This is a genomic window from Pseudomonas sp. MF6747 (genome assembly GCF_963890955.1).
Lineage (GTDB): Bacteria > Pseudomonadota > Gammaproteobacteria > Pseudomonadales > Pseudomonadaceae > Aquipseudomonas.
The window spans coordinates 245582-264365 of record NZ_CAWPSZ010000001.1; the positions used below are offsets into that span (position 1 = coordinate 245582).

Below are 18784 nucleotides of genomic sequence, written 5' to 3' on the forward strand. Positions count from 1 at the left end.
TGGAAGGCGTGCGGCCCAACTTCGATACGATGGAACGCCCGCGTTTGTCTGGGTAGAGTGGAGCAAAACACAAAGGGGAACGCCTTATGTGCCTGATTGTTTTCGCCTGGCGACCGGGCCACGCCCATCCGCTGATCGTCGCGGCCAACCGTGATGAGTTCTACGCCCGCCCCAGCCTGCCGCTGGCCCAGTGGCCGGATGCGCCGCACATTTACGCCGGCCGCGACCAGGAAGCCGGTGGCACCTGGCTTGGGGTCAGCGCCGAGGGGCGCTTTGCGGCCCTGACCAATATCCGCGACCCCCACCAGCCGCCGTCCCGTAAGTCGCGCGGGGAACTGGTGGCGCGATTCCTCGGCGGTTCACTGTCAATTGACGACTACTTGGCCGACGTTAACGGCCGTTCGATTGAATACGCCGGGTTTAACCTGTTAGTGGGTACGCAGAATGAGCTGTGGCATTACAACGCCAATGAGACTACGCCGACGCAACTGAAGGCCGGGGTTTATGGGTTGTCCAACGCCGGGCTGGATACGCCATGGCCAAAGCTGCTCAAGGCCAAGGCGGCATTTGGCGAATTATTGGAAAATCCGCAGCCGCAGGCTTTGCTCGACATACTGAGCGACCCGCAGACCGCCCCGTTTGCCGACTTGCCGGACACCGGCGTGGGGTTGGCGACCGAGAGTTTATTGTCGAGTGTGTTTATTGCCAGTCCCAGTTATGGGACCCGGGCGAGTACGGCGTTGATTGTGAATGCGGATGGGTCACGGCGGATGGTGGAGCGTAGCTTCGGGCCGCTGGGTGGCCGACTGGGTGAAGTCGAACTCAACATTTAGCGATGACTGGACTGGCACCATCGCAGGCAGGCCAGCTCCCACAGTTGGAATACATTCCCCCTGTGGGAGCTGGCTTGCCTGCGATGGCCGCGCCTCGGTCTAGAGGGTTTTCGCCGAGGCCGGGTTGATCATCCGCGTCAGCCCCAGGTTCTTCAGCGCCAACTGCAGCGAGCTGTGGATAACTTGCGGGTTGTCGATGGTCATCAGCTCGGCCAGCAAATCCTTGGCCATGCTCAGCTCAACCTGGCGCAACATCCACTTCACCTTCGGCAAGTTGGTGGCGTTCATCGACAGGCTGTCAAAGCCCATCGCCATCAACAGCACCGCTGCGGCCGGGTCGCCGGCCATTTCACCGCAGATGCTCACCGGTTTGCCTTCGGCATGGGCGTCGCGCACCACATGTTGCAAGGCTTGCAACACCGCCGGATGCAGGTAGTCGTAGAGGTCGGCCACCCGTGGGTTGTTGCGGTCCACGGCCAGCAAGTACTGGGTCAAGTCGTTGGAGCCGACCGAAAGGAAGTCCACCTGCCGCGCCAGCTCTTTAGCCTGGTACACCGCCGCTGGAATTTCGATCATCACGCCGATCGGCGGCATCGGCACGTCGGCACCTTCGTCGCGCACTTCGCCCCAGGCGCGGTGAATCAAATGCAGAGCCTCTTCCAGCTCATGGGTGCCGGAGATCATCGGCAACAGGATGCGCAGGTTGTTCAGGCCTTCGCTGGCCTTGAGCATGGCGCGGGTCTGCACGAGGAAAATTTCAGGATGGTCGAGGGTCACGCGAATGCCGCGCCAGCCTAGGAAGGGGTTGTCTTCCTTGATCGGGAAGTAAGACAGTGACTTATCGCCGCCGATGTCCAGGCTGCGCATCGTCACCGGCAACGGGTGGAAGGCAGACAGTTGCTCGCGATAAATCGCCAGCTGCTCCTTCTCGCTCGGGAACCGTTGGTTGATCATGAACGGCACTTCGGTGCGGTACAGCCCTACCCCCTCGGCGCCGCGCTGTTGCGCGCGGGCCACATCGGCGAGCAGGCCGGTGTTGACCAGCAGCGGCACGCGGTGGCCGTCGAGCGTCACGCACGGCAGTTCGCGCAGCGAATCGAGGCCCAGCGCCAGTTGCTTCTCTTCCTCCACCACTTCGGCGTATTGCTTGCGCAACAGCTCGCTGGGGTTGGTAAAAACTTCGCCGCGATGCCCATCGACGATCATGTCGATGCCGTCAACCTTGGAATACGGCAGGTCCACCAGGCCCATGACCGTCGGAATACCCATGGCCCGGGCCAGGATCGCGACGTGGGAGTTACCCGAACCCAGAACCGAGACCAGGCCCACCAGTTTGCCTTCCGGCACTTCGCCGAGCATGGTGGCGGTCAGCTCTTCACTGATCAGGATGGTGTTGTCGGGGTAGACCAGGTTGGTGGTGCGGTCTTCCTGCAGGTAGGCCAACAGACGGCGACCAAGGTCACGCACATCCGAGGCACGCTCGCGCAGGTAGGCGTCGTCCATCAACTCGAAACGGTTGACGTGATCGGTGACCACTTGGCGCAGCGCGCCCTGGGCCCACTGGCCGGTCTTGATCACGGTTTTGACTTCATTACCCAGCGACGCGTCGTCGAGCATCATCTGGTACACGTCGAACAGCGCGCGCTCTTCGGGGCGCAGTTGCGTGGCCAGCTTGGTCGACAGGTTGCGCATGTCGGCGCGCACGCCTTCCAGGGCGGTCTTGAACAGTTTGATTTCGGCGTCGATGTCGTGAACGGTCTTGTCCGGCACCACATCGAGGTCGGCCGGTGGCAGCATGACCACCGCCGTACCGACGGCAGCCCCCGGCGAACCCGGCACGCCGACGAACTTGGCTTCCTGGATGCCCTTGCCCTGACGGCCCAGGCCGCGAATCGAGCCCGTCGCCTCGGCGTGGGCAATAACCCCGGCGAGCTGCGCGCTCATGGTCACGAGGAAGGCTTCTTCACCTTCGTCGAACTGGCGGCGTTCTTTTTGCTGGATGACCAACACGCCGACAACGCGGCGGTGGTGAATGATCGGTGCGCCGAGGAACGAGGCGTAGCGCTCTTCGCCGGTTTCGGCAAAGTAGCGGTAACGCGGGTGATCGGCCGCGTTTTCAAGGTTCAGGGGTTCTTCACGCGTCCCCACCAGGCCCACCAGACCTTCATTGGGCGCCATGCTGACCTTGCCGATGGAGCGCTTGTTCAGGCCCTCGGTGGCCATCAGCACAAAACGGTTGGTCTCGGGGTCCAGCAGGTAAACCGAGCAGACCTGGCTGCCCATGGCTTCCTTGACGCGCAACACAATAATCCCCAACGCCGCCTTGAGATCCTTGGCGGAGTTAACTTCCTGGACGATCTTGCGCAGCGTATTGAGCATGGCTCGGGGTCGAACTCCGTCGTCAGTCGCGCGCTAAAAGGCGCGGGGCAAGCTCTTTGAGAGCGCGACGATAAACCTCGCGCTTGAATGTCACCACCTGGCCCAACGGGTACCAATAACTGACCCAACGCCAGCCATCGAACTCCGGTTTACCGGTCAAATCCATCCGCACCCGCTGCTCGTTGGAGATCAGGCGCAGGAGAAACCATTTCTGCTTCTGGCCGATGCACAGCGGTTGGCTGTGGGTACGCACCAGGCGTTGCGGCAAACGATAGCGCAACCAGCCACGGGTACAGGCCAGAATTTGCACATCTTCGCGCTCAAGGCCGACTTCTTCATTCAACTCACGGTACAAGGCGTCTTCAGGGGTTTCGTCGGGGTTGATTCCGCCTTGAGGAAACTGCCAGGCATCTTGGTTGATTCGGCGAGCCCATAGCACCTGTCCGGCATCATTCGTAAGAATAATCCCGACATTAGGACGGAAACCATCGGGGTCGATCACGGCAACAACCTCGCAAACGCATGTCACCGCATTGTTCCACAAACGTTGTTCCAGCGGCAACGAGGCTTCTTACCTTATGTGCACTCTTGTGAAAAGACCGTATTCTGGACGCCTTTTTACAGACTTTTCAGCGAGTAACTGCAATGCGCCTGGCTTTATTCGACTTGGACAACACGCTTCTGGGCGGTGACAGCGATCACGCCTGGGGCGATTACCTCTGCGAACGCGGGATTCTCGACGCGGTGGCCTACAAGGCCCGCAACGACGAGTTTTACCAGGACTACCTGGCCGGCACGCTGGATAACGCCGAGTACCTGAACTTCTGCCTGGAAATCCTCGGCCGCACCGAGATGGCCCAGTTGAACGAGTGGCACAACGACTACATGCGCGACTGCATCGAGCCGATCATGCTGCCCAAGGCCATGGAACTGCTGGCCAGGCACCGCGCTGCGGGCGACAAGCTGGTGATCATCACCGCCACCAACCGCTTCGTCACCGCGCCGATTGCCGCACGCCTGGGCGTTGAAACCCTGATCGCCACTGAGTGCGAGATGGAAAATGGCCGCTACACCGGGCGCAGCACCGACGTGCCGTGCTTCCGAGAAGGCAAGGTGACGCGTTTGAATCGTTGGCTGGAAGAGACCGGCTATAGCCTGGAAGACAGCTACTTCTATAGCGACTCGATGAATGATTTGCCGTTGCTGGAGCAAGTGACCCACCCGGTGGCGGTGGACCCGGATCCGAATTTGCGGGCTGAGGCCCAGAAGCGAGGCTGGCCGGTAATCACGCTGCGTAGCTGATGGCCCTATCGGGGGCAAGCCCCCTCCCACCTTTAACCGAGTAGATCCTTTGGAACGCGGTCGAGTGTGGGAGGGGGCTTGCCCCGATGCAGCCGACGCGGTTTAAAGCCTTAAACCGGCTTGGCGCCCATCAACCCGGCAATCGCCACAAACCCCACCAGGCTGACCACCGCCAGCGCCAACGTGAAATTCAGGCTACCGCCCTCGCCTTTACGCAGGCGATTAAGCCGCGCCACCAGCCATAACCAGGCCAGCGCCGCCACGGTGTAGAGGATGCTGGAGCCCAGAATCCAGGTTTGCCCCAGCGGCCAGCCGATCAGGTGCACCAGCCACCAACCGGTAAACGGCATGCTGACCATGCACACCCCCATCAGCAACCACACAAACGCCCACGGGCGTTGCACGGTAGCGGCCGGACCGGCGCTGCGTTTGCGCCAGGCCAGTACCGCCAGGCCCAGGCCGCTGAGCAGCAGTAACACAGTGGCGGTGATGTGGATCACCTTGAGGGTGGTCAGCGTTTCCATGGTCTTGATTCCTTGAAGGCCGCTCAGTCAGCGTAGTCGCTTAACCGAGGAACAGCTGGTAGGCCGGGTTTTCGCTTTCATCCCAGTACGGGTAGCCGATTTGCGCCAAGGCCGCCGGCACCAGATGGCGCTCGTCCGCCGGCACTTGCAGGCCCGCGACCACACGGCCATCGGCCGCGCCGTGGTTGCGGTAGTGGAACATCGAGATGTTCCAGCGCCCGCCCAGTTTGTTAAGAAAGTTGAACAGCGCGCCCGGACGCTCCGGGAACTCGAAACGGAACACCAGCTCATCGCTGACTTTGGCCGCGTGTCCGCCGACCATATGGCGGATATGCAACTTGGCCAGCTCGTTCTCGGTCAGGTCCAGCACCGGGAAACCCTGACTGGTAAGGCTGGCGATCAGCGCGCTGCGCGGGTCGTTTTCCGGGTGCGTCTGCACGCCGACGAAGATGTGCGCCTCGCGGCCGGAGTGATAACGGTAGTTGAATTCGGTGATCTGGCGCTTGCCCACAGCCTCGCAGAACGCCTTGAAGCTGCCCGGCTGCTCGGGAATGGTCACGGCGATGATGGCTTCGCGGCCTTCACCCAACTCGGCGCGCTCGGCCACGTGGCGCAGGCGGTCGAAGTTGACGTTGGCGCCGGAGTCGATGGCTACCAGGGTTTGACCGGTGATGCCCCGCGTTTCCACGTATTTCTTGATACCCGCCACGCCAAGTGCGCCAGCAGGCTCGGTGATGGAGCGCGTGTCGTCGTAGATGTCCTTGATCGCCGCGCAGATTTCATCGGTGCTTACGGTGATCACTTCGTCCACATAGTCTTTGCAGATATCGAAGGTGTGCTGGCCGATCTGCGCCACCGCCACGCCATCGGCGAAGATGCCGACGGTTGGCAGCACCACACGCTCGCCCGCCGCCATGGCGGCCTGCAGGCAGTTGGAGTCATCTGGTTCGACACCGATGATCTTGATTTCAGGGCGCAGGTATTTCACGTACGCCGCGATACCGGCGATCAGTCCGCCGCCGCCCACCGGTACGAAAATCGCGTCCAGCGGCCCAGGGTGCTGACGCAGAATCTCCATCGCCACGGTGCCCTGCCCGGCAATGGTGTGCGGATCATCGTAGGGGTGAATGTAAACGTAGCCTTTTTCGTCGACCAGTTTCAGCGAATACGCCAGCGCTTCCGGGAAAGAATCCCCGTGCAGCACCACTTTGCCGCCACGCGAACGCACGCCTTCCACTTTGATTTCCGGGGTGGTCTTGGGCATCACGATGGTGGCCTTGACCCCCAGCACCTTCGCCGCCAGGGCCAGGCCCTGGGCGTGGTTGCCGGCAGACGCGGTGACCACGCCGCGCGCACGTTCCTCGCTGCTCAGTTGGGTCAGCTTGTTGTAGGCGCCGCGAATCTTGAACGAGAACACCGGCTGCAAGTCTTCACGCTTGAGCCAGACCGTGTTGCCCAGCCGCTCGGAGAGCTGGCGCGCGGTCTGCAAGGGGGTTTCTACGGCAACGTCGTAAACGCGCGAGGTGAGGATCTTTTTGACGTACTGTTCAAGCATCGGCGGGAATCACTGAGCAGGTTGGGCAGGGCCAAGGAGTCTAACCCGGCTTTTGGCCGGGCGACCACACGAATACCGAGGTTTTGTTGGGTTATACTCGCCGCCCTCGATAACTCCCCGCCCGTTCCGGAGCCCGCATGACCCAGGATCAACTCAAACAGGCAGTGGCCCAGGCCGCCGTCGATTTAATCCTTCCTAAACTCGACGATAAGAGCATCGTCGGTGTCGGCACCGGCTCCACCGCCAACTGCTTTATCGATGCACTGGCCCAGCACAAAGGTGCGTTTGACGGCGCCGTGGCCAGCTCCGAAGCCACCGCCGCTCGCCTCAAGGGCCATGGCATTCCGGTGTACGAGCTCAACACCGTGAGCGACCTGGAGTTCTACGTCGACGGCGCCGATGAAAGCGACGAACACCTGAACCTGATCAAAGGTGGTGGCGCAGCCTTGACCCGCGAGAAGATCGTCGCGGCCGTGGCCAAGACCTTTATCTGCATCGCCGACGCCAGCAAGCTGGTGCCGGTACTTGGCGCGTTCCCACTGCCAGTGGAAGTCATCCCGATGGCCCGCAGCCACGTAGCCCGCGAGCTGGTGAAGCTGGGCGGCGACCCGGTGTACCGCGAAGGCGTATTGACCGACAACGGCAACATCATCATTGATGTGTTCAACATGCAGATCACCAACCCGGTGGAGCTGGAGACGCAGATCAATGCGATCGTCGGCGTGGTGACCAATGGGTTGTTCGCCGCGCGTCCGGCTGATGTGTTGCTGCTGGGCACTTCTGAAGGCGTGAAAACCCTGAAGGCTTAAAAAACCGCGAATCCCCCTGTGGGAGCCGGGTTTGTGTGGGAGCGGGCTTGCTCGCGAATGCGGTGTGTCAGTCGCTGGATCAGTGGCCTGACACACCGTCTTCGCGAGCAAGCCCGCTCCCACATTTGCGATGGGCTGACCTCGATAGTTATGTAACAAAAACGCTACTTTTCGCTGCATCCCCTCGCCAATATCGTGCGCCACCTCGTGGCATGTCACACCTCACTCAGTATCAAACCCGTTACAAATTACAGCCAGGCGACTCACGCGTTTAACAATGCGCCACTTTGCAATCGCTCAAGGAATGAGGCGCGCATTGTGCAATGGGTCTGGGCTTGACCTTCCCCATCACCTCAAGGACGACCTTGTGATAAAGCCCCTAGCCCTCGCGATCAGCGTGGTCGGCAGCCTGCTGTCGACACATACCCAGGCCTATGATTACGGCCAGCACGCCAACACCACCCTGGAAAAGCTGATCAACGATTACCCCGGCCGGTATCGCGGCACCGCCAATTTCGCCGGCGCAGCAGATTGGATGCAAAGCCAGATGGGCTCGGCCTACAGCCTCAGTCGCCAGAATTTCACCTGGAACAACGGCACTCGCGCCTCGCAAAACGTGGTGGCCTACGCCGCCGGCACCACGCCGCGGTACGTGGTGATTGGCGCGCATTTTGACACCTACTTCGGCCGCCCGACCCTCCAAGGCCTGGACGACAATGGCTCCGGCGCCAGCGTGCTGACCGAAGTGGCGAAGAACCTCGGCGGTCTGCAACTGGAAAACGGCCTGCAAATCGTCGGCTTCGGCGCGGAAGAGGAAGGCCTGCGCGGCTCCAAGGCGTTTGTCGACTCACTCAGCGCCAGCCAGCGCGCGAACATGCTGGCAATGATCAACCTCGACAGCCTGATCACCGGCGACATGATGTACGCCCACGCCGGCCAGAACAGCACGGCCAACCCCGCCCTGGCCTCGCTGCGCGAACACACTTTCCAGATCGCCAAGGAATTGAACATCCCCCTGTTCACCAACCCTGGCCTGGACCCGCAATACCCCACGGGCACCGGCTGCTGCAGCGATGGCGAGCCGTTCGAGCCGCTGAAAATCCCGATTCTGTATATCGAAGCCACCAACTGGGAGCTGGGCGACCTGGACGGCTACACCCAAACCAACAACCCGAAAATTCCGGGTGGCTCGACCTGGCATGACCCGGCCGAGGACAACAAGGCCGTGCTCACCGACGCCTTCGGCCAGGCGCGCATCGACCAGCGCCTGCGCGACTATTCGCGCCTGCTCAGCCGCCTGGTGCTGGAGCTGACCAACGCCGACCTGATGGCCTCGACTGCCTCCGGCGGCGCCGTTGCACGCAACATGCAGGACAACCTACAGCGCCAGCACCAAGCCATGGTGCGCCTGCATGATCGCCGCTGGCTGAGCTTGCAAGCAGCCAGTCGCGAGGTTGGCAGCTTTGACGGCGAGGTTGGCGTGGACGGTGAATACACCCCGGACAGCGGCTTCGACAGCCCGCTCAACCCTCAAGCGCGGCGTTTGGGCGTGCATGCGCTCGGCGACTACCAACTCACGCCCAGCCTGAACATCGGCGCCAGCCTGAGCTACCTCAACGGTCGCGACAAACTAGAGCACCGCGGCAAACTCGACAGCGACACCTGGCAGGCCGCGGCCTACGCCTTGCTCAACGACGGCGGACCGAGCTGGCTGGCCGGCGACCTGAGCGTCGGTCGTACGCGCTTTGATGCCAAGCGCAACTTGTTGATCCAGGCCAATGGCGGCCCGGTCTTGCTCAATCAGCAACTGAGCGGCAACACCGACGCATTGTCCTTGGGCGCGCGCGTCCTGGGCGGCTATGACTTCGACGTCGGCGCGGTCAAGAGCGGTCCGTTTGCCGGTCTGGATTACAGTCACTCGCGCATCGATAAATTCCACGAAAAACAGAACCTGCGCACGGCGCTTGAGTACCAGGAGCAATCTTTCGACTCCCTGGAAGCCAGCTTCGGTTGGCGCGTGCGCGGTGCCGTCGCCCTGCCCTATGGCTTGAGCCTGCTGCCTTACGGCGACATCGCCTGGGTCAAGGAATTGGCTGACGGGCGTCTCGACGACTTGCAATTGACCGCCCGCGCCGATGGCCAGGCGCGCACCGCCAAACTGGGTGCCGTGGACAAAAGCTTTGGCCGCGCCCAAGTCGGCAGCCAGCTGGCGATCACCCCGCAGCTGGGCGTTTACGCCGAGGTAAACAGCCGCCTGGGGCATGCCGAAGGCAGCCAGACCGGCTATTCGCTGGGTGTGCAGTGGATGTTTTGATCAGGGTTTCTTGAACACGTAAAACAGGTTCGGCTCGCTGACGAGATACAAGCTGCCTTCGTCGTCCATGGCGATGCCCTCGGCCTGAGGCACACGTTTTTGCAGGCCATGGCGCCCGTTGAGCAGAGAAAGGCTGCTGAGCGGGCGACCGTCGATGTCCAGCTCCAGCACCAGAAACGACTCATCCGACAGCGCCAGCAGATGGCCGCTGCGCTCGTCGTATTGCAAACTCGACAGATCGCGTACAAACAGTCCGGCATCGCGCTTGGGGTTGTTGATGACGTGCACCGAGTAGGTTTTTTCCGGCTTGAAATGAGGGAAACCGCGCACCTCGTAAATCAGCATCGGGTCACGTTCCTTGGCCACAAACAGGCGCTTGCCGACCGAATCGTACGCCAGGCCCTCGAAACCCTTGTTGCCGCCCATGTGTACGCCCAATGTCATCTGCTCCGCATCGGCGGCGTCGAGGAACTGGGTGTCATCGTTCACGTGCACTTTGATCAGCCGCTGCTGATGCTCATCGCTGATCACGTAGATGTTGTCGCTGATGAACTCCACGGCCTCGGCATCGCCAAAACCCACCAGTGGAATGCGCCGCAAAATCTTGCCGTCCAGGGACAGCTCGACCAGCTCGGCGTTTTTATTGGTGACGGTAAACAGGCTTCTGCGCACCGGGTCATAGGTGAGGGCCGAGACATCATCGTCGAGGCCTTCGATCACCTTGGCTTCCAGGCTGACGCGATAATCGGCCAGGCCGATGGAGCGCTCATCGGCCGGCTGGCGCCAGGCCTGCCAGTTAAACCATGCGCGCTCGAACAGACGCAATTGCTGTGCGACCACACCGGCGGCCACCAGGGCGATCAGCAGCACAGTAAAAAACGCGGGTTTGGGGCGGGCGAATCGACGCATCAGGGCAGCTCGAAGTCAAAAAGTGGCGAATGAATATCACGCCTGTCTGAATTTAAACTTAAACGCTGCCGGATGTCTGGCGAATGCCGCTATTGGAGAAATGCCCGACGTAATGGTGGGTTATTTCTGTTTTTCGAAACGGTAGAACAGGTTCGGCTCACTGACCATGTACAAGGTGCCGCGCTCGTCCATGGTCACGCCTTCGGCACGCGGAATGGTGCGCTTGAGGCCGTTGAAGCCGCCGAGCAAGGTCATGAAGCTGACTTGCTCGCCCTTTTCATCCAGCTCCAGCAACAGGTGGGAGTCGGCCGACAATGCCAGCAAGTGGCCGGTACGCGGGTCCACGGCAAGGGCTGACAGGTTGCGCATGTCCAGCTCGGTGCTGGCGAGTTTTTGCTTGTCGCCTGTCAGCGTGGCGCCATCGCTTTTCCAGGTAAATAGCGCCGGTGGGCGCTCCTCGCCCAGCACGAGCTGTTGATTGCGCTTGTCCCAGGTGATGCCTTCGAAGGCTTTGTTCTGATCCTTGGACGGGCCCAGGTCGTAGCTCTTGAAGTCAGCGATATTCAGTTGCTGGGTGCCGGCATCGACTTTCACCACGGTGAGCGTGTGCATGCGCTCATCGACAATGGCCATCAGGCCGTTCTCCATCATCGTCAGGCCTTCCGGGTTGTTCCAGCCGTTGAGTGGCATCTTGCGCAGCACATCGCCTTGCAGGCTCAACTCAACCAGGAACGGGTTTTTGCCCATCACGGAAAACAGGGTTTTGGTCTGCGGATTGTAGGAAAGATCCGAAGCCTCATCCTTCTCCATGCCGGGCAGCAACTTGCCGTCAATGACCGCATGGTAGTCCGGCAGCCAGACGCTGGCTTGCTGCTCAGCCGGCGTCTCAAAGCGTTCCGCCACCCACAGTACGCCACGATCATCCCAATGCATGAGCCAGGCAACGCCATACACAATCGCCCCGGCGAGGAACAGCCAGGAATACCAGCGCAGGGCAAAGCGTGAACGGGGCTTGGGTGCAGCAGAGGGCAAAGTCACGGCCATTGAGCGCTTTTCCGGAAAGTCAGCGTTAGGTGATAGCACAGGATCAGCGGGCCCGCGCGCAGGAGGGTGTGGATTATCCGGATGGCGTGTGAAAAAAATGCAAAAGCAGGGATTCAGAATGTATGAAGATCCAATGTGGGAGCGGGCTTGCTCGCGAATGAGCAGTGTCAGTCACCGAATGTATTGACTGGTACACCGCATTCGCGAGCAAGCCCGCCGCCACATTTTTTACTGCGTTTGGCCAGGAGTCAGCGAACGCTGCTTTCGAAACGGCTCACACCCGTCAACTCCAGCACCAGCTCGTCACCCACGTTCAACGGACCTACGCCCGCCGGGGTGCCCGTGAGAATCACGTCACCGGCCTGCAGCGAGAAGCAGCCAGCCATGTGCTGGATCATCGGGATAATCGGGTTGAGCATCTGCGAGCTGTTGCCGTCCTGGCGCACTTCGCCGTTGATGGTCAGGCGAATACCGATATCGGTCACGTCCGCAAAGGTGCTGCCGACCACGAACGGTGCAATCACTGCCGCGCCATCGAACGACTTGGCGATTTCCCACGGCAGGCCTTTGGCTTTGAGCTCGGCCTGTTTGTCGCGCAGGGTCAAATCCAGGGCCGGCGCGAAGCCGGAGATGGCGTCCAGCACTTCTTCACGGCTGGGTTTGTTCGACAGGGGCTTGCCGATCAACACCGCGATTTCCGCCTCGTAGTGCACCGAACCGCGTTCGGTCGGGATGGCGAAACCGCCTTCCAGCGCGACCACGCAGCTGCCCGGCTTGATGAACAGCAACGGTTCGGTGGGCACCGGGTTGTCCAGTTCCTTGGCATGTTCGGCGTAGTTACGCCCGATGCACACCACTTTGCCCAGGGGAAAGTGGATGTTGGTGCCGTCGACGTACTTGTGCTGGTAGCTCATGAAACGACTCCTACAGGGGCGATTAAACAGCGAAAATCTTGCCAGGGTTCATGATCCCGTTAGGGTCGAACACCGCTTTGACTGCCTTCATGTATTCGATTTCAACCGGCGAGCGGCTGTACGTCAGGTAATCGCGCTTGGTCATGCCCACGCCGTGTTCGGCGGAGATCGAGCCGTTGTACTTCTCGACGGTTTCGAACACCCACTTGTTGACGGTAGCGCACTTGGCGAAGAACTCGTCCTTGCTCAGGTTTTCCGGCTTGAGGATGTTCAGGTGCAGGTTGCCGTCGCCAATGTGGCCGAACCAGACGATTTCGAAGTCCGGATAGTGTTCGCCGACGATCGCGTCGATTTCCTTCAAGAACGCCGGCACCTTGGAGACAGTCACCGAGATGTCGTTCTTGTAGGGCGTCCAGTGGGAAATGGTCTCGGAGATGTACTCGCGCAGCTTCCACAGGTTGTGCAGCTGGGTTTCGCTCTGGCTCATCACGCCGTCCAGCACCCAGCCCTGCTCGACGCAATACTCAAAGGTTTCCAGGGCGTGGTTGGCGACTTCTTCGGTGGTGGCTTCGAATTCCAGCAGCGCGTAGAACGGGCACTCGGTGTCGAACGGTGCCGGCACGTCGCCACGGCCCATGACCTTGGCCAAGGCTTTGTCGGAGAAGAATTCGAAGGCGGTCAGGTCCAGCTTGCTCTGGAACGCGTGCAGCACCGGCATGATCGAGTCGAAATCCGTGGTACCGAGCACCATGGCGGTGAGGTTTTTCGGCGCACGGTCCAGGCGCATGGTGGCTTCAACCACAAAGCCCAAAGTGCCTTCAGCGCCGATAAACAGCTGGCGCATGTCGTAGCCGGTGGCGTTCTTGATCAGGTCGCGGTTCAGTTCCAGCACATCACCTTTACCGGTGACCACTTTCATGCCGGCCACCCAGTTACGGGTCATACCGTAGCGAATGACCTTGATCCCGCCGGCATTGGTGCCGATATTGCCGCCAATCTGGCTCGAACCGGACGACGCGAAATCCACCGGGTAATAAAGGCCCTTTTCTTCAGCGACGTTCTGCAATTGCTTGGTGACCACGCCCGGCTGGCACACGGCGGTGCGGTCGGTGAGGTTCACCTCGAGAATCTGGTTCATGTAGTCAAACGACACCACCACTTCGCCATTCGCCGCCACCGCCGCAGCCGACAGGCCAGTGCGGCCGCCGGAAGGCACCAGCGCGACCTTGTGTTCGTTGGCCCAACGCACGATGGCTTGCACCTGCTCGGTGGTCTTGGGAAACACAATGGCGCAAGGCGCGGGTGCGAAGTGCTTGGTCCAATCCTTGCCGTAAGCCTCCAGGGAGTCTGCATCGGTCAGCACTTTGCCAGGCTCAACCAGGGTCTTCAGCTCATCAATCAGGGCAGGATGGGTCATCGACAGAACTCTCGAACAATTCATGGTCATCCTGAGAACGCTTCACGTCGCAGGAATGGGTGTTTAGCGGGGCACGTATGCTAGCATACCGCCCCCGCAGGACAGAGCCCAAGGGCGTTTCTGCGGTGACGGCTTTCCTGCCGTCCGGGTCAGCTCTTGTGCACTGATTCAAGGCACTAACTGCTCGATTCCCTGCCATTTTTCTCCGGGATACAGGTTTACGCAGATGAGCAAGACTTCTCTCGATAAGAGCAAGATCAAGTTCCTTCTTCTGGAAGGCGTCCACCCATCGGCTGTCGACGTACTGAAGGCCGCTGGGTACTCCAGCATTGAGTACATCACCAGTTCTCTGCCGGAAGCCCAGTTAAAGGAAAAGATCGCCGACGCGCACTTTATCGGCATTCGCTCCCGCACTCAGCTGACCGAAGAGATCTTCGACCACGCCAAGAAACTCGTGGCTGTCGGCTGTTTCTGCATCGGCACCAACCAGGTCGACCTCAACGCGGCGCGCGAGCGCGGCATCGCGGTGTTCAACGCACCGTACTCCAACACCCGTTCCGTTGCGGAGCTGGTATTGGCCGAGGCCATCCTGTTGCTGCGCGGCATCCCTGAGAAGAACGCTTCCTGCCACCGTGGCGGCTGGATCAAAAGCGCGGCCAACTCCTTCGAAATCCGCGGCAAGAAGCTGGGTATCGTCGGTTACGGCTCGATCGGCACGCAGCTGTCGGTTCTGGCCGAAGGCCTGGGCATGCAGGTGTTCTTCTACGACACCCTGACCAAGCTGCCATTGGGCAACGCCACTCAGGTGTCGAGCCTGACCGAGCTGCTGGGCATGTCCGACATCGTCACCCTGCACGTACCGGAAACCGCTGAGACCCAGTGGATGATCGGCGAGAAGGAAATCCGCGCCATCAAGAAAGGCGGCATCCTGATCAACGCTGCACGCGGCACCGTGGTTGAGCTGGACGCCCTGGCTGACGCGATCAAGGACAAGCACCTGATCGGCGCCGCGATCGACGTATTCCCGGTGGAGCCACGCTCCAACGACGACATCTTCGAAAGCCCGCTGCGTGGCCTGGACAACGTGATCCTGACCCCGCACATCGGCGGTTCCACCGCTGAAGCCCAAGCCAACATCGGCCTGGAAGTGTCGGAGAAGCTGGTCAAGTACAGCGACAACGGCACCTCGGTGTCCTCGGTCAACTTCCCGGAAGTGGCGCTGCCTGCTCACCCTGGCAAGCACCGTCTGCTGCACATCCACCAGAACATCCCTGGCGTGATGATGGAGATCAACAAGGTCTTCGCAGAAAACGGCATCAACATTTCCGGTCAGTTCCTGCAGACCAACGAGAAAGTCGGCTACGTGGTCATCGACGTCGACGCCGAGTACTCCGACCTGGCGCAAGAGAAGCTGCAGCACATCAACGGCACGATTCGTAGCCGCGTGTTGTTCTAAGGTTTCAACGCAGCATAAAAAAGGGAGCCCCGCGGGGCTCCCTTTTTCACATCTGAATAAATCTTACTTGACGTTAACCGTGATGACTTTCGAGGCTACAGTCGGGTTGAACTGCATGTGCAGTTTGTCGCCGGCTACCAGCTGCAAGGTGTGCTTGCCAGGGGTGAGGGTCAGCTCGGTTTCGGTCTGGGCCTTGCCGTAGTGAATCACGGTGTCGGTGGCCGGGATCGGCACGCTGGCGTCAGGCAGCTCTTTCTGGTCAATCAGCAGGTGGTGATGGCCGGTGCCGGGGTCCTGGCTGGTGGCCGGGGCCAGTTTCAGGCCTTCCATACCGAATTTGACGGTGAAGGTTTTATCGACAGTGGCGCCGTCTTTTGGCGACACGATAAAGACTTTGGCGCCTTCAGGCGGCGCGCTGCGTGGGATACCGTCAGCAGCGGTAGCCAACATCGAAGCACCCAGCAGAACGCTGGCCAGGGTGGCACGGGACAAAAAGGCTTTCATTCGCTTCTCCAGTTTTTCTATGAAATCTGTAGGGTTATGACAACTTCGCGACAAATTGCTGTCCAAGGCACTCAACACCATAGCAAAGCGATGCTGAACGGCCCCTCGCGTAGACGAATTCATCAGGAGCGACCATGCGCTTTTCGCCTGGCCTTGTACTTTTGCTGCCCCTTCTGAGCCCATTGGCTCACGCCGAATTGATTGATGATGTGTTTGATCGTGGCGAACTGCGCATCGCCCTGGAGGCCAACACGCCGCCGTTCAACTTCAAGGACGGCGACAAGCTCACCGGCTTTGAAGTGGAACTGGGCGAGCAGCTGGCGAAGGAAATGGACGTACGCCCCTCATTCATCACCACCGATGACGCCGACATGCTGCCAGGCGTTGAAACCGGCAAGTACGACGTAGCCATCAACCATATCGCTATGACTGCCGAGCTGCAGGATCGTTTCGATTTCAGCGATCCCTACAAGGAAACACCTGAGCTGGCCATTCCATTCCAAAAGGGCAACCCGGCGTTCAAAAATAGCCTGGACAAGGCGCTGCAGCAGGTGAAGGCGGATGGTCGCTTGAAGGCGCTGACGCAGAAGTGGTTTGAAGGCGACACACCGGTCCTCAAGACACCCTAGATCAATTGTGGGAGCGGGCTTGCCCGCGAAGACGGAGTGTCAGTACCCGAAACGGTGACCGACATACCGCCTTCGCGAGCAATCCCGCTCCCACATGTTGATTCAGGTGAGGGTTGCGAGTCGGGCCAAGGCCGCAGCTGCCTCAGGCAACTCCAGCTCGCTGAACACCAACACCCCGTGGCGCTTGAGCAACGCCGCCGTCACGCCTTCGCCGCTGACCTTTACGCCAGTGAACGTGCCGTCATAGGTCAGCACGTTGCCGCAGGACGGGCTATTGGCCTTGAGAACGGCGACACGGATATTGTGGCGTTGCACCAGCGCCAGGGCTTGGCGGGCGCCATCGAGAAAGGCGGCGCTGAAGTCTTCACCCTCAGCGGTCAGCACCTGGGCACGGCCCTCCCACACATCGATGCCCTGCCCGCCCGGGATTTCGGCAGAGGGCCGGGGCGTCGGCAAACCGCCAGACACTTCCGGGCAGATCGCAACCACACGGCCTTCAGCCTGCCACGCCGCCAATTGATCGAACGGGCCGCTGGCGCCGCCGTCGTAGCGCACTTTGTGCCCGAGCAGGCAGCGACTGATCAGAATCTTTTCCATGTTTAAAACGGCTCGTTACCCCGCCGGCGAAACCAGCCGGTCAGGGACAGGCGTTCGCGCGTGGCGGGCAGGACTTCGTGGGGCACCTCCCCGGACAGGAACACCACCAGGCTACCGCCGGTGGGCACCACGTCGTATTCGACGCCGCCCTTGAGGTACATGCGCAGCTGGCCGCCATGCTCGGGCAGCCAGGCGTCGTTCAAGTAGACCACCGCCGAGACCATGCGCCGGTCATCGTCGCGAAAACGGTCCAGGTGCTTGAGGTAAAACGCACCCGGCGGGTACATCGCAAAGTGGCTTTCGAAATCTTCCAGGCCCAGGAACAGCCCGCGGTTCATGGCCGACCGCAGGCTGTCCATTACGCCCATGTAGGTCTCGCAGACCTCTGCATCACCCTCTTCCAACCACTGGATATGGTCACCGCGAATGCCCTCGCGAATCTCCTGAGCCGGCCCGCGTCCTACAGCTGCGGGTGCCAATTCCCCCTCCGCCGCACGTTTACGGCACTCAGCCGCCAGTTCCAGGGTCAGAGCCTGGGGCAGGAAGCCGTTCTGCTGCGACCAGCCTTTTTCGGCCAGGTCGTCGACAATGCGTTGCAGCAGGGGATGATCGAGGGGTATTTGCATGGCGCGCATAGTATCCATACGCCTGTGAATCTGACAGAGCCGCCGAGCGTCTGAATACACTTTAGTCAGGTGACCGATAGGATTTCTCGACAAATCCTACGCCCGACACGGACAATAGTGGCCGACTGACAGGAGTCCATATGCGTCGTTTGTTTTTTTCCGTGCTGATGTTCTGCGTTTTGCCCGCTTGGGCAGACGGCCATGACCAGTTGTACAAGGTCGCCGGCTGGGCTGAACAGCGTGCGCATTTCAATGACGCTCTGAGTGCCGCTCAGCAACGCTACCGCAACAGCCTGCCGCCGGCGGTGTACCAGGCACTGGTGGACAACAGCAATAAACGCTTCGCCGCCCAGGCCGTGGACCAGCGTGCCGAGGCGCAATTGCGCAAAAACCTGGCGGACCCGAAGCCCGCCCTGGCGTTTTTCCAATCACCATTGGGCCGCAAGATTGTCGCCGCCGAGTTGCTGGCCACACGCCGCGACCAGTTGGCGAAAAACGCCCAAGGCCTGCCGCACATCGAGGCCGATGCCACTCGCAGCCTGATCATCGGCCACCTGGCCCAGGCCCTGCCTGCCCGTGAAGCCGGTGCGGAAGTCAGCCTGGCGATTGCCGGTGTGGCCGCCGACAGCTTGAGCCAGATGATTCCGGGCCTGTTGGGCGGCGGTCAGGCTCAGGGCATGTTGAATGGACAGCGTGAGCGGCTGATGCAGCAGATCGGCAATGACCTGAACAACACGCTGTTGTATGTCTATCGGGATTTGTCTGACCCGGAGCTGGAGGAATTCGCCACGTTCGCGGAGTCGCCGGAGGGTCGGGCGTATTACAAGGCGGCGCTGGCAGCCATTCGCGCAGGACTTGCCGTCGGCCAGAGCACTTCCAGCCTGTCGCAGTAACCAATGTGGGAGCGGGCTTGCTCGCGAATGCAGTGTGTCAGTTAGCAAATTAGTTGACTGACACTCCGCATTCGCGAGC

At 60.7% G+C, this 18784-nt stretch carries 18 protein-coding genes; 7 read left to right on the plus strand and 11 right to left on the minus strand.

Annotation, left to right across the window (positions count from 1 at the left end; all coding sequences use genetic code 11):
- Positions 1–86 precede the first annotated feature (86 nt).
- The gene (locus AACW30_RS01120; RefSeq protein WP_200622270.1) at positions 87–833 is read left to right on the plus strand and encodes an NRDE family protein; all 747 of its coding nucleotides are present in this window, start codon (positions 87–89) and stop codon (positions 831–833) included.
- A gap of 99 nt (positions 834–932) precedes the next feature.
- Here AACW30_RS01120 and ptsP read toward each other — a convergent pair whose 3' ends face one another.
- On the minus strand, positions 933–3212 hold the full coding sequence (ptsP, locus tag AACW30_RS01125; protein WP_056857662.1) for a phosphoenolpyruvate--protein phosphotransferase: 2280 nt from the start codon (positions 3210–3212) through the stop codon (positions 933–935).
- Positions 3213–3234: 22 nt separating this feature from the next.
- Positions 3235–3714, minus strand: a complete 480-nt coding sequence (locus tag AACW30_RS01130) for an RNA pyrophosphohydrolase (protein ID WP_003176750.1) — start codon at positions 3712–3714, stop codon at positions 3235–3237.
- A 143-nt stretch (positions 3715–3857) separates the two neighbouring features.
- Between AACW30_RS01130 and AACW30_RS01135 the strand changes: the two genes are divergently transcribed.
- Positions 3858–4514, plus strand: coding sequence for an HAD family hydrolase (locus AACW30_RS01135; RefSeq protein WP_106575721.1), 657 nt, complete (start codon positions 3858–3860; stop codon positions 4512–4514).
- A 110-nt stretch (positions 4515–4624) separates the two neighbouring features.
- Here AACW30_RS01135 and AACW30_RS01140 read toward each other — a convergent pair whose 3' ends face one another.
- Both AACW30_RS01140 and ilvA read right to left on the minus strand, forming a co-directional pair.
- Positions 4625–5038 carry a DUF2269 family protein gene (locus AACW30_RS01140; protein ID WP_200622272.1) on the minus strand — a complete coding sequence of 138 codons (414 nt, stop codon included), beginning with the start codon at positions 5036–5038 and terminating at the stop codon, positions 4625–4627.
- Between the two features lie 40 nt (positions 5039–5078).
- Positions 5079–6593, minus strand: coding sequence for a threonine ammonia-lyase, biosynthetic (ilvA, locus tag AACW30_RS01145; RefSeq protein WP_124418688.1), 1515 nt, complete (start codon positions 6591–6593; stop codon positions 5079–5081).
- Positions 6594–6730: 137 nt separating this feature from the next.
- Between ilvA and rpiA the strand changes: the two genes are divergently transcribed.
- The gene (gene rpiA, locus AACW30_RS01150; protein ID WP_005792336.1) at positions 6731–7402 is read left to right on the plus strand and encodes a ribose-5-phosphate isomerase RpiA; all 672 of its coding nucleotides are present in this window, start codon (positions 6731–6733) and stop codon (positions 7400–7402) included.
- A gap of 367 nt (positions 7403–7769) precedes the next feature.
- Positions 7770–9716 carry an autotransporter domain-containing protein gene (locus AACW30_RS01155; RefSeq protein ID WP_200622281.1) on the plus strand — a complete coding sequence of 649 codons (1947 nt, stop codon included), beginning with the start codon at positions 7770–7772 and terminating at the stop codon, positions 9714–9716.
- On the opposite strand, the gene AACW30_RS01160 is transcribed toward AACW30_RS01155, so the two are convergent.
- The 4 genes from AACW30_RS01160 to AACW30_RS01175 all read right to left on the minus strand — a co-directional run bounded on the left by AACW30_RS01160 (position 9717) and on the right by AACW30_RS01175 (position 14000).
- Positions 9717–10625: an SdiA-regulated domain-containing protein gene (locus tag AACW30_RS01160; RefSeq protein ID WP_200622283.1), complete on the minus strand. Its 909-nt coding sequence runs from the start codon at positions 10623–10625 to the stop codon at positions 9717–9719.
- A 120-nt stretch (positions 10626–10745) separates the two neighbouring features.
- Positions 10746–11669, minus strand: coding sequence for an SdiA-regulated domain-containing protein (locus tag AACW30_RS01165; RefSeq protein WP_106575727.1), 924 nt, complete (start codon positions 11667–11669; stop codon positions 10746–10748).
- 248 nt (positions 11670–11917) lie between these two features.
- Positions 11918–12583 carry a fumarylacetoacetate hydrolase family protein gene (locus tag AACW30_RS01170; protein WP_124418690.1) on the minus strand — a complete coding sequence of 222 codons (666 nt, stop codon included), beginning with the start codon at positions 12581–12583 and terminating at the stop codon, positions 11918–11920.
- 22 nt (positions 12584–12605) lie between these two features.
- Complete coding sequence (locus AACW30_RS01175; RefSeq protein ID WP_200622285.1) at positions 12606–14000, minus strand: FAD-binding oxidoreductase; 1395 nt, start codon at positions 13998–14000, stop codon at positions 12606–12608.
- Positions 14001–14226: 226 nt separating this feature from the next.
- Between AACW30_RS01175 and serA the strand changes: the two genes are divergently transcribed.
- The gene (gene serA, locus AACW30_RS01180) at positions 14227–15456 is read left to right on the plus strand and encodes a phosphoglycerate dehydrogenase (RefSeq protein ID WP_010167810.1); all 1230 of its coding nucleotides are present in this window, start codon (positions 14227–14229) and stop codon (positions 15454–15456) included.
- Between the two features lie 63 nt (positions 15457–15519).
- On the opposite strand, the gene AACW30_RS01185 is transcribed toward serA, so the two are convergent.
- Positions 15520–15960: a DUF4399 domain-containing protein gene (locus AACW30_RS01185; protein WP_106575730.1), complete on the minus strand. Its 441-nt coding sequence runs from the start codon at positions 15958–15960 to the stop codon at positions 15520–15522.
- Positions 15961–16094: 134 nt separating this feature from the next.
- Between AACW30_RS01185 and AACW30_RS01190 the strand changes: the two genes are divergently transcribed.
- Entirely contained in the window at positions 16095–16589 is a 495-nt protein-coding gene (locus tag AACW30_RS01190) for a transporter substrate-binding domain-containing protein (protein WP_145157845.1), read from the plus strand.
- Positions 16590–16691: 102 nt separating this feature from the next.
- Here AACW30_RS01190 and AACW30_RS01195 read toward each other — a convergent pair whose 3' ends face one another.
- Both AACW30_RS01195 and AACW30_RS01200 read right to left on the minus strand, forming a co-directional pair.
- A complete protein-coding gene (locus tag AACW30_RS01195; protein ID WP_200622287.1) occupies positions 16692–17186 on the minus strand; it encodes a DUF523 domain-containing protein in 495 nt (164 codons plus the stop codon).
- 2 nt (positions 17187–17188) lie between these two features.
- Positions 17189–17821, minus strand: coding sequence for a 2OG-Fe(II) oxygenase (locus AACW30_RS01200; protein WP_200622295.1), 633 nt, complete (start codon positions 17819–17821; stop codon positions 17189–17191).
- Positions 17822–17952: 131 nt separating this feature from the next.
- Here AACW30_RS01200 and AACW30_RS01205 point away from each other — a divergent pair, with 131 nt between their 5' ends.
- Entirely contained in the window at positions 17953–18705 is a 753-nt protein-coding gene (locus AACW30_RS01205) for a DUF2059 domain-containing protein (protein WP_106575734.1), read from the plus strand.
- The last annotated feature ends 79 nt before the right edge of the window (positions 18706–18784 follow it).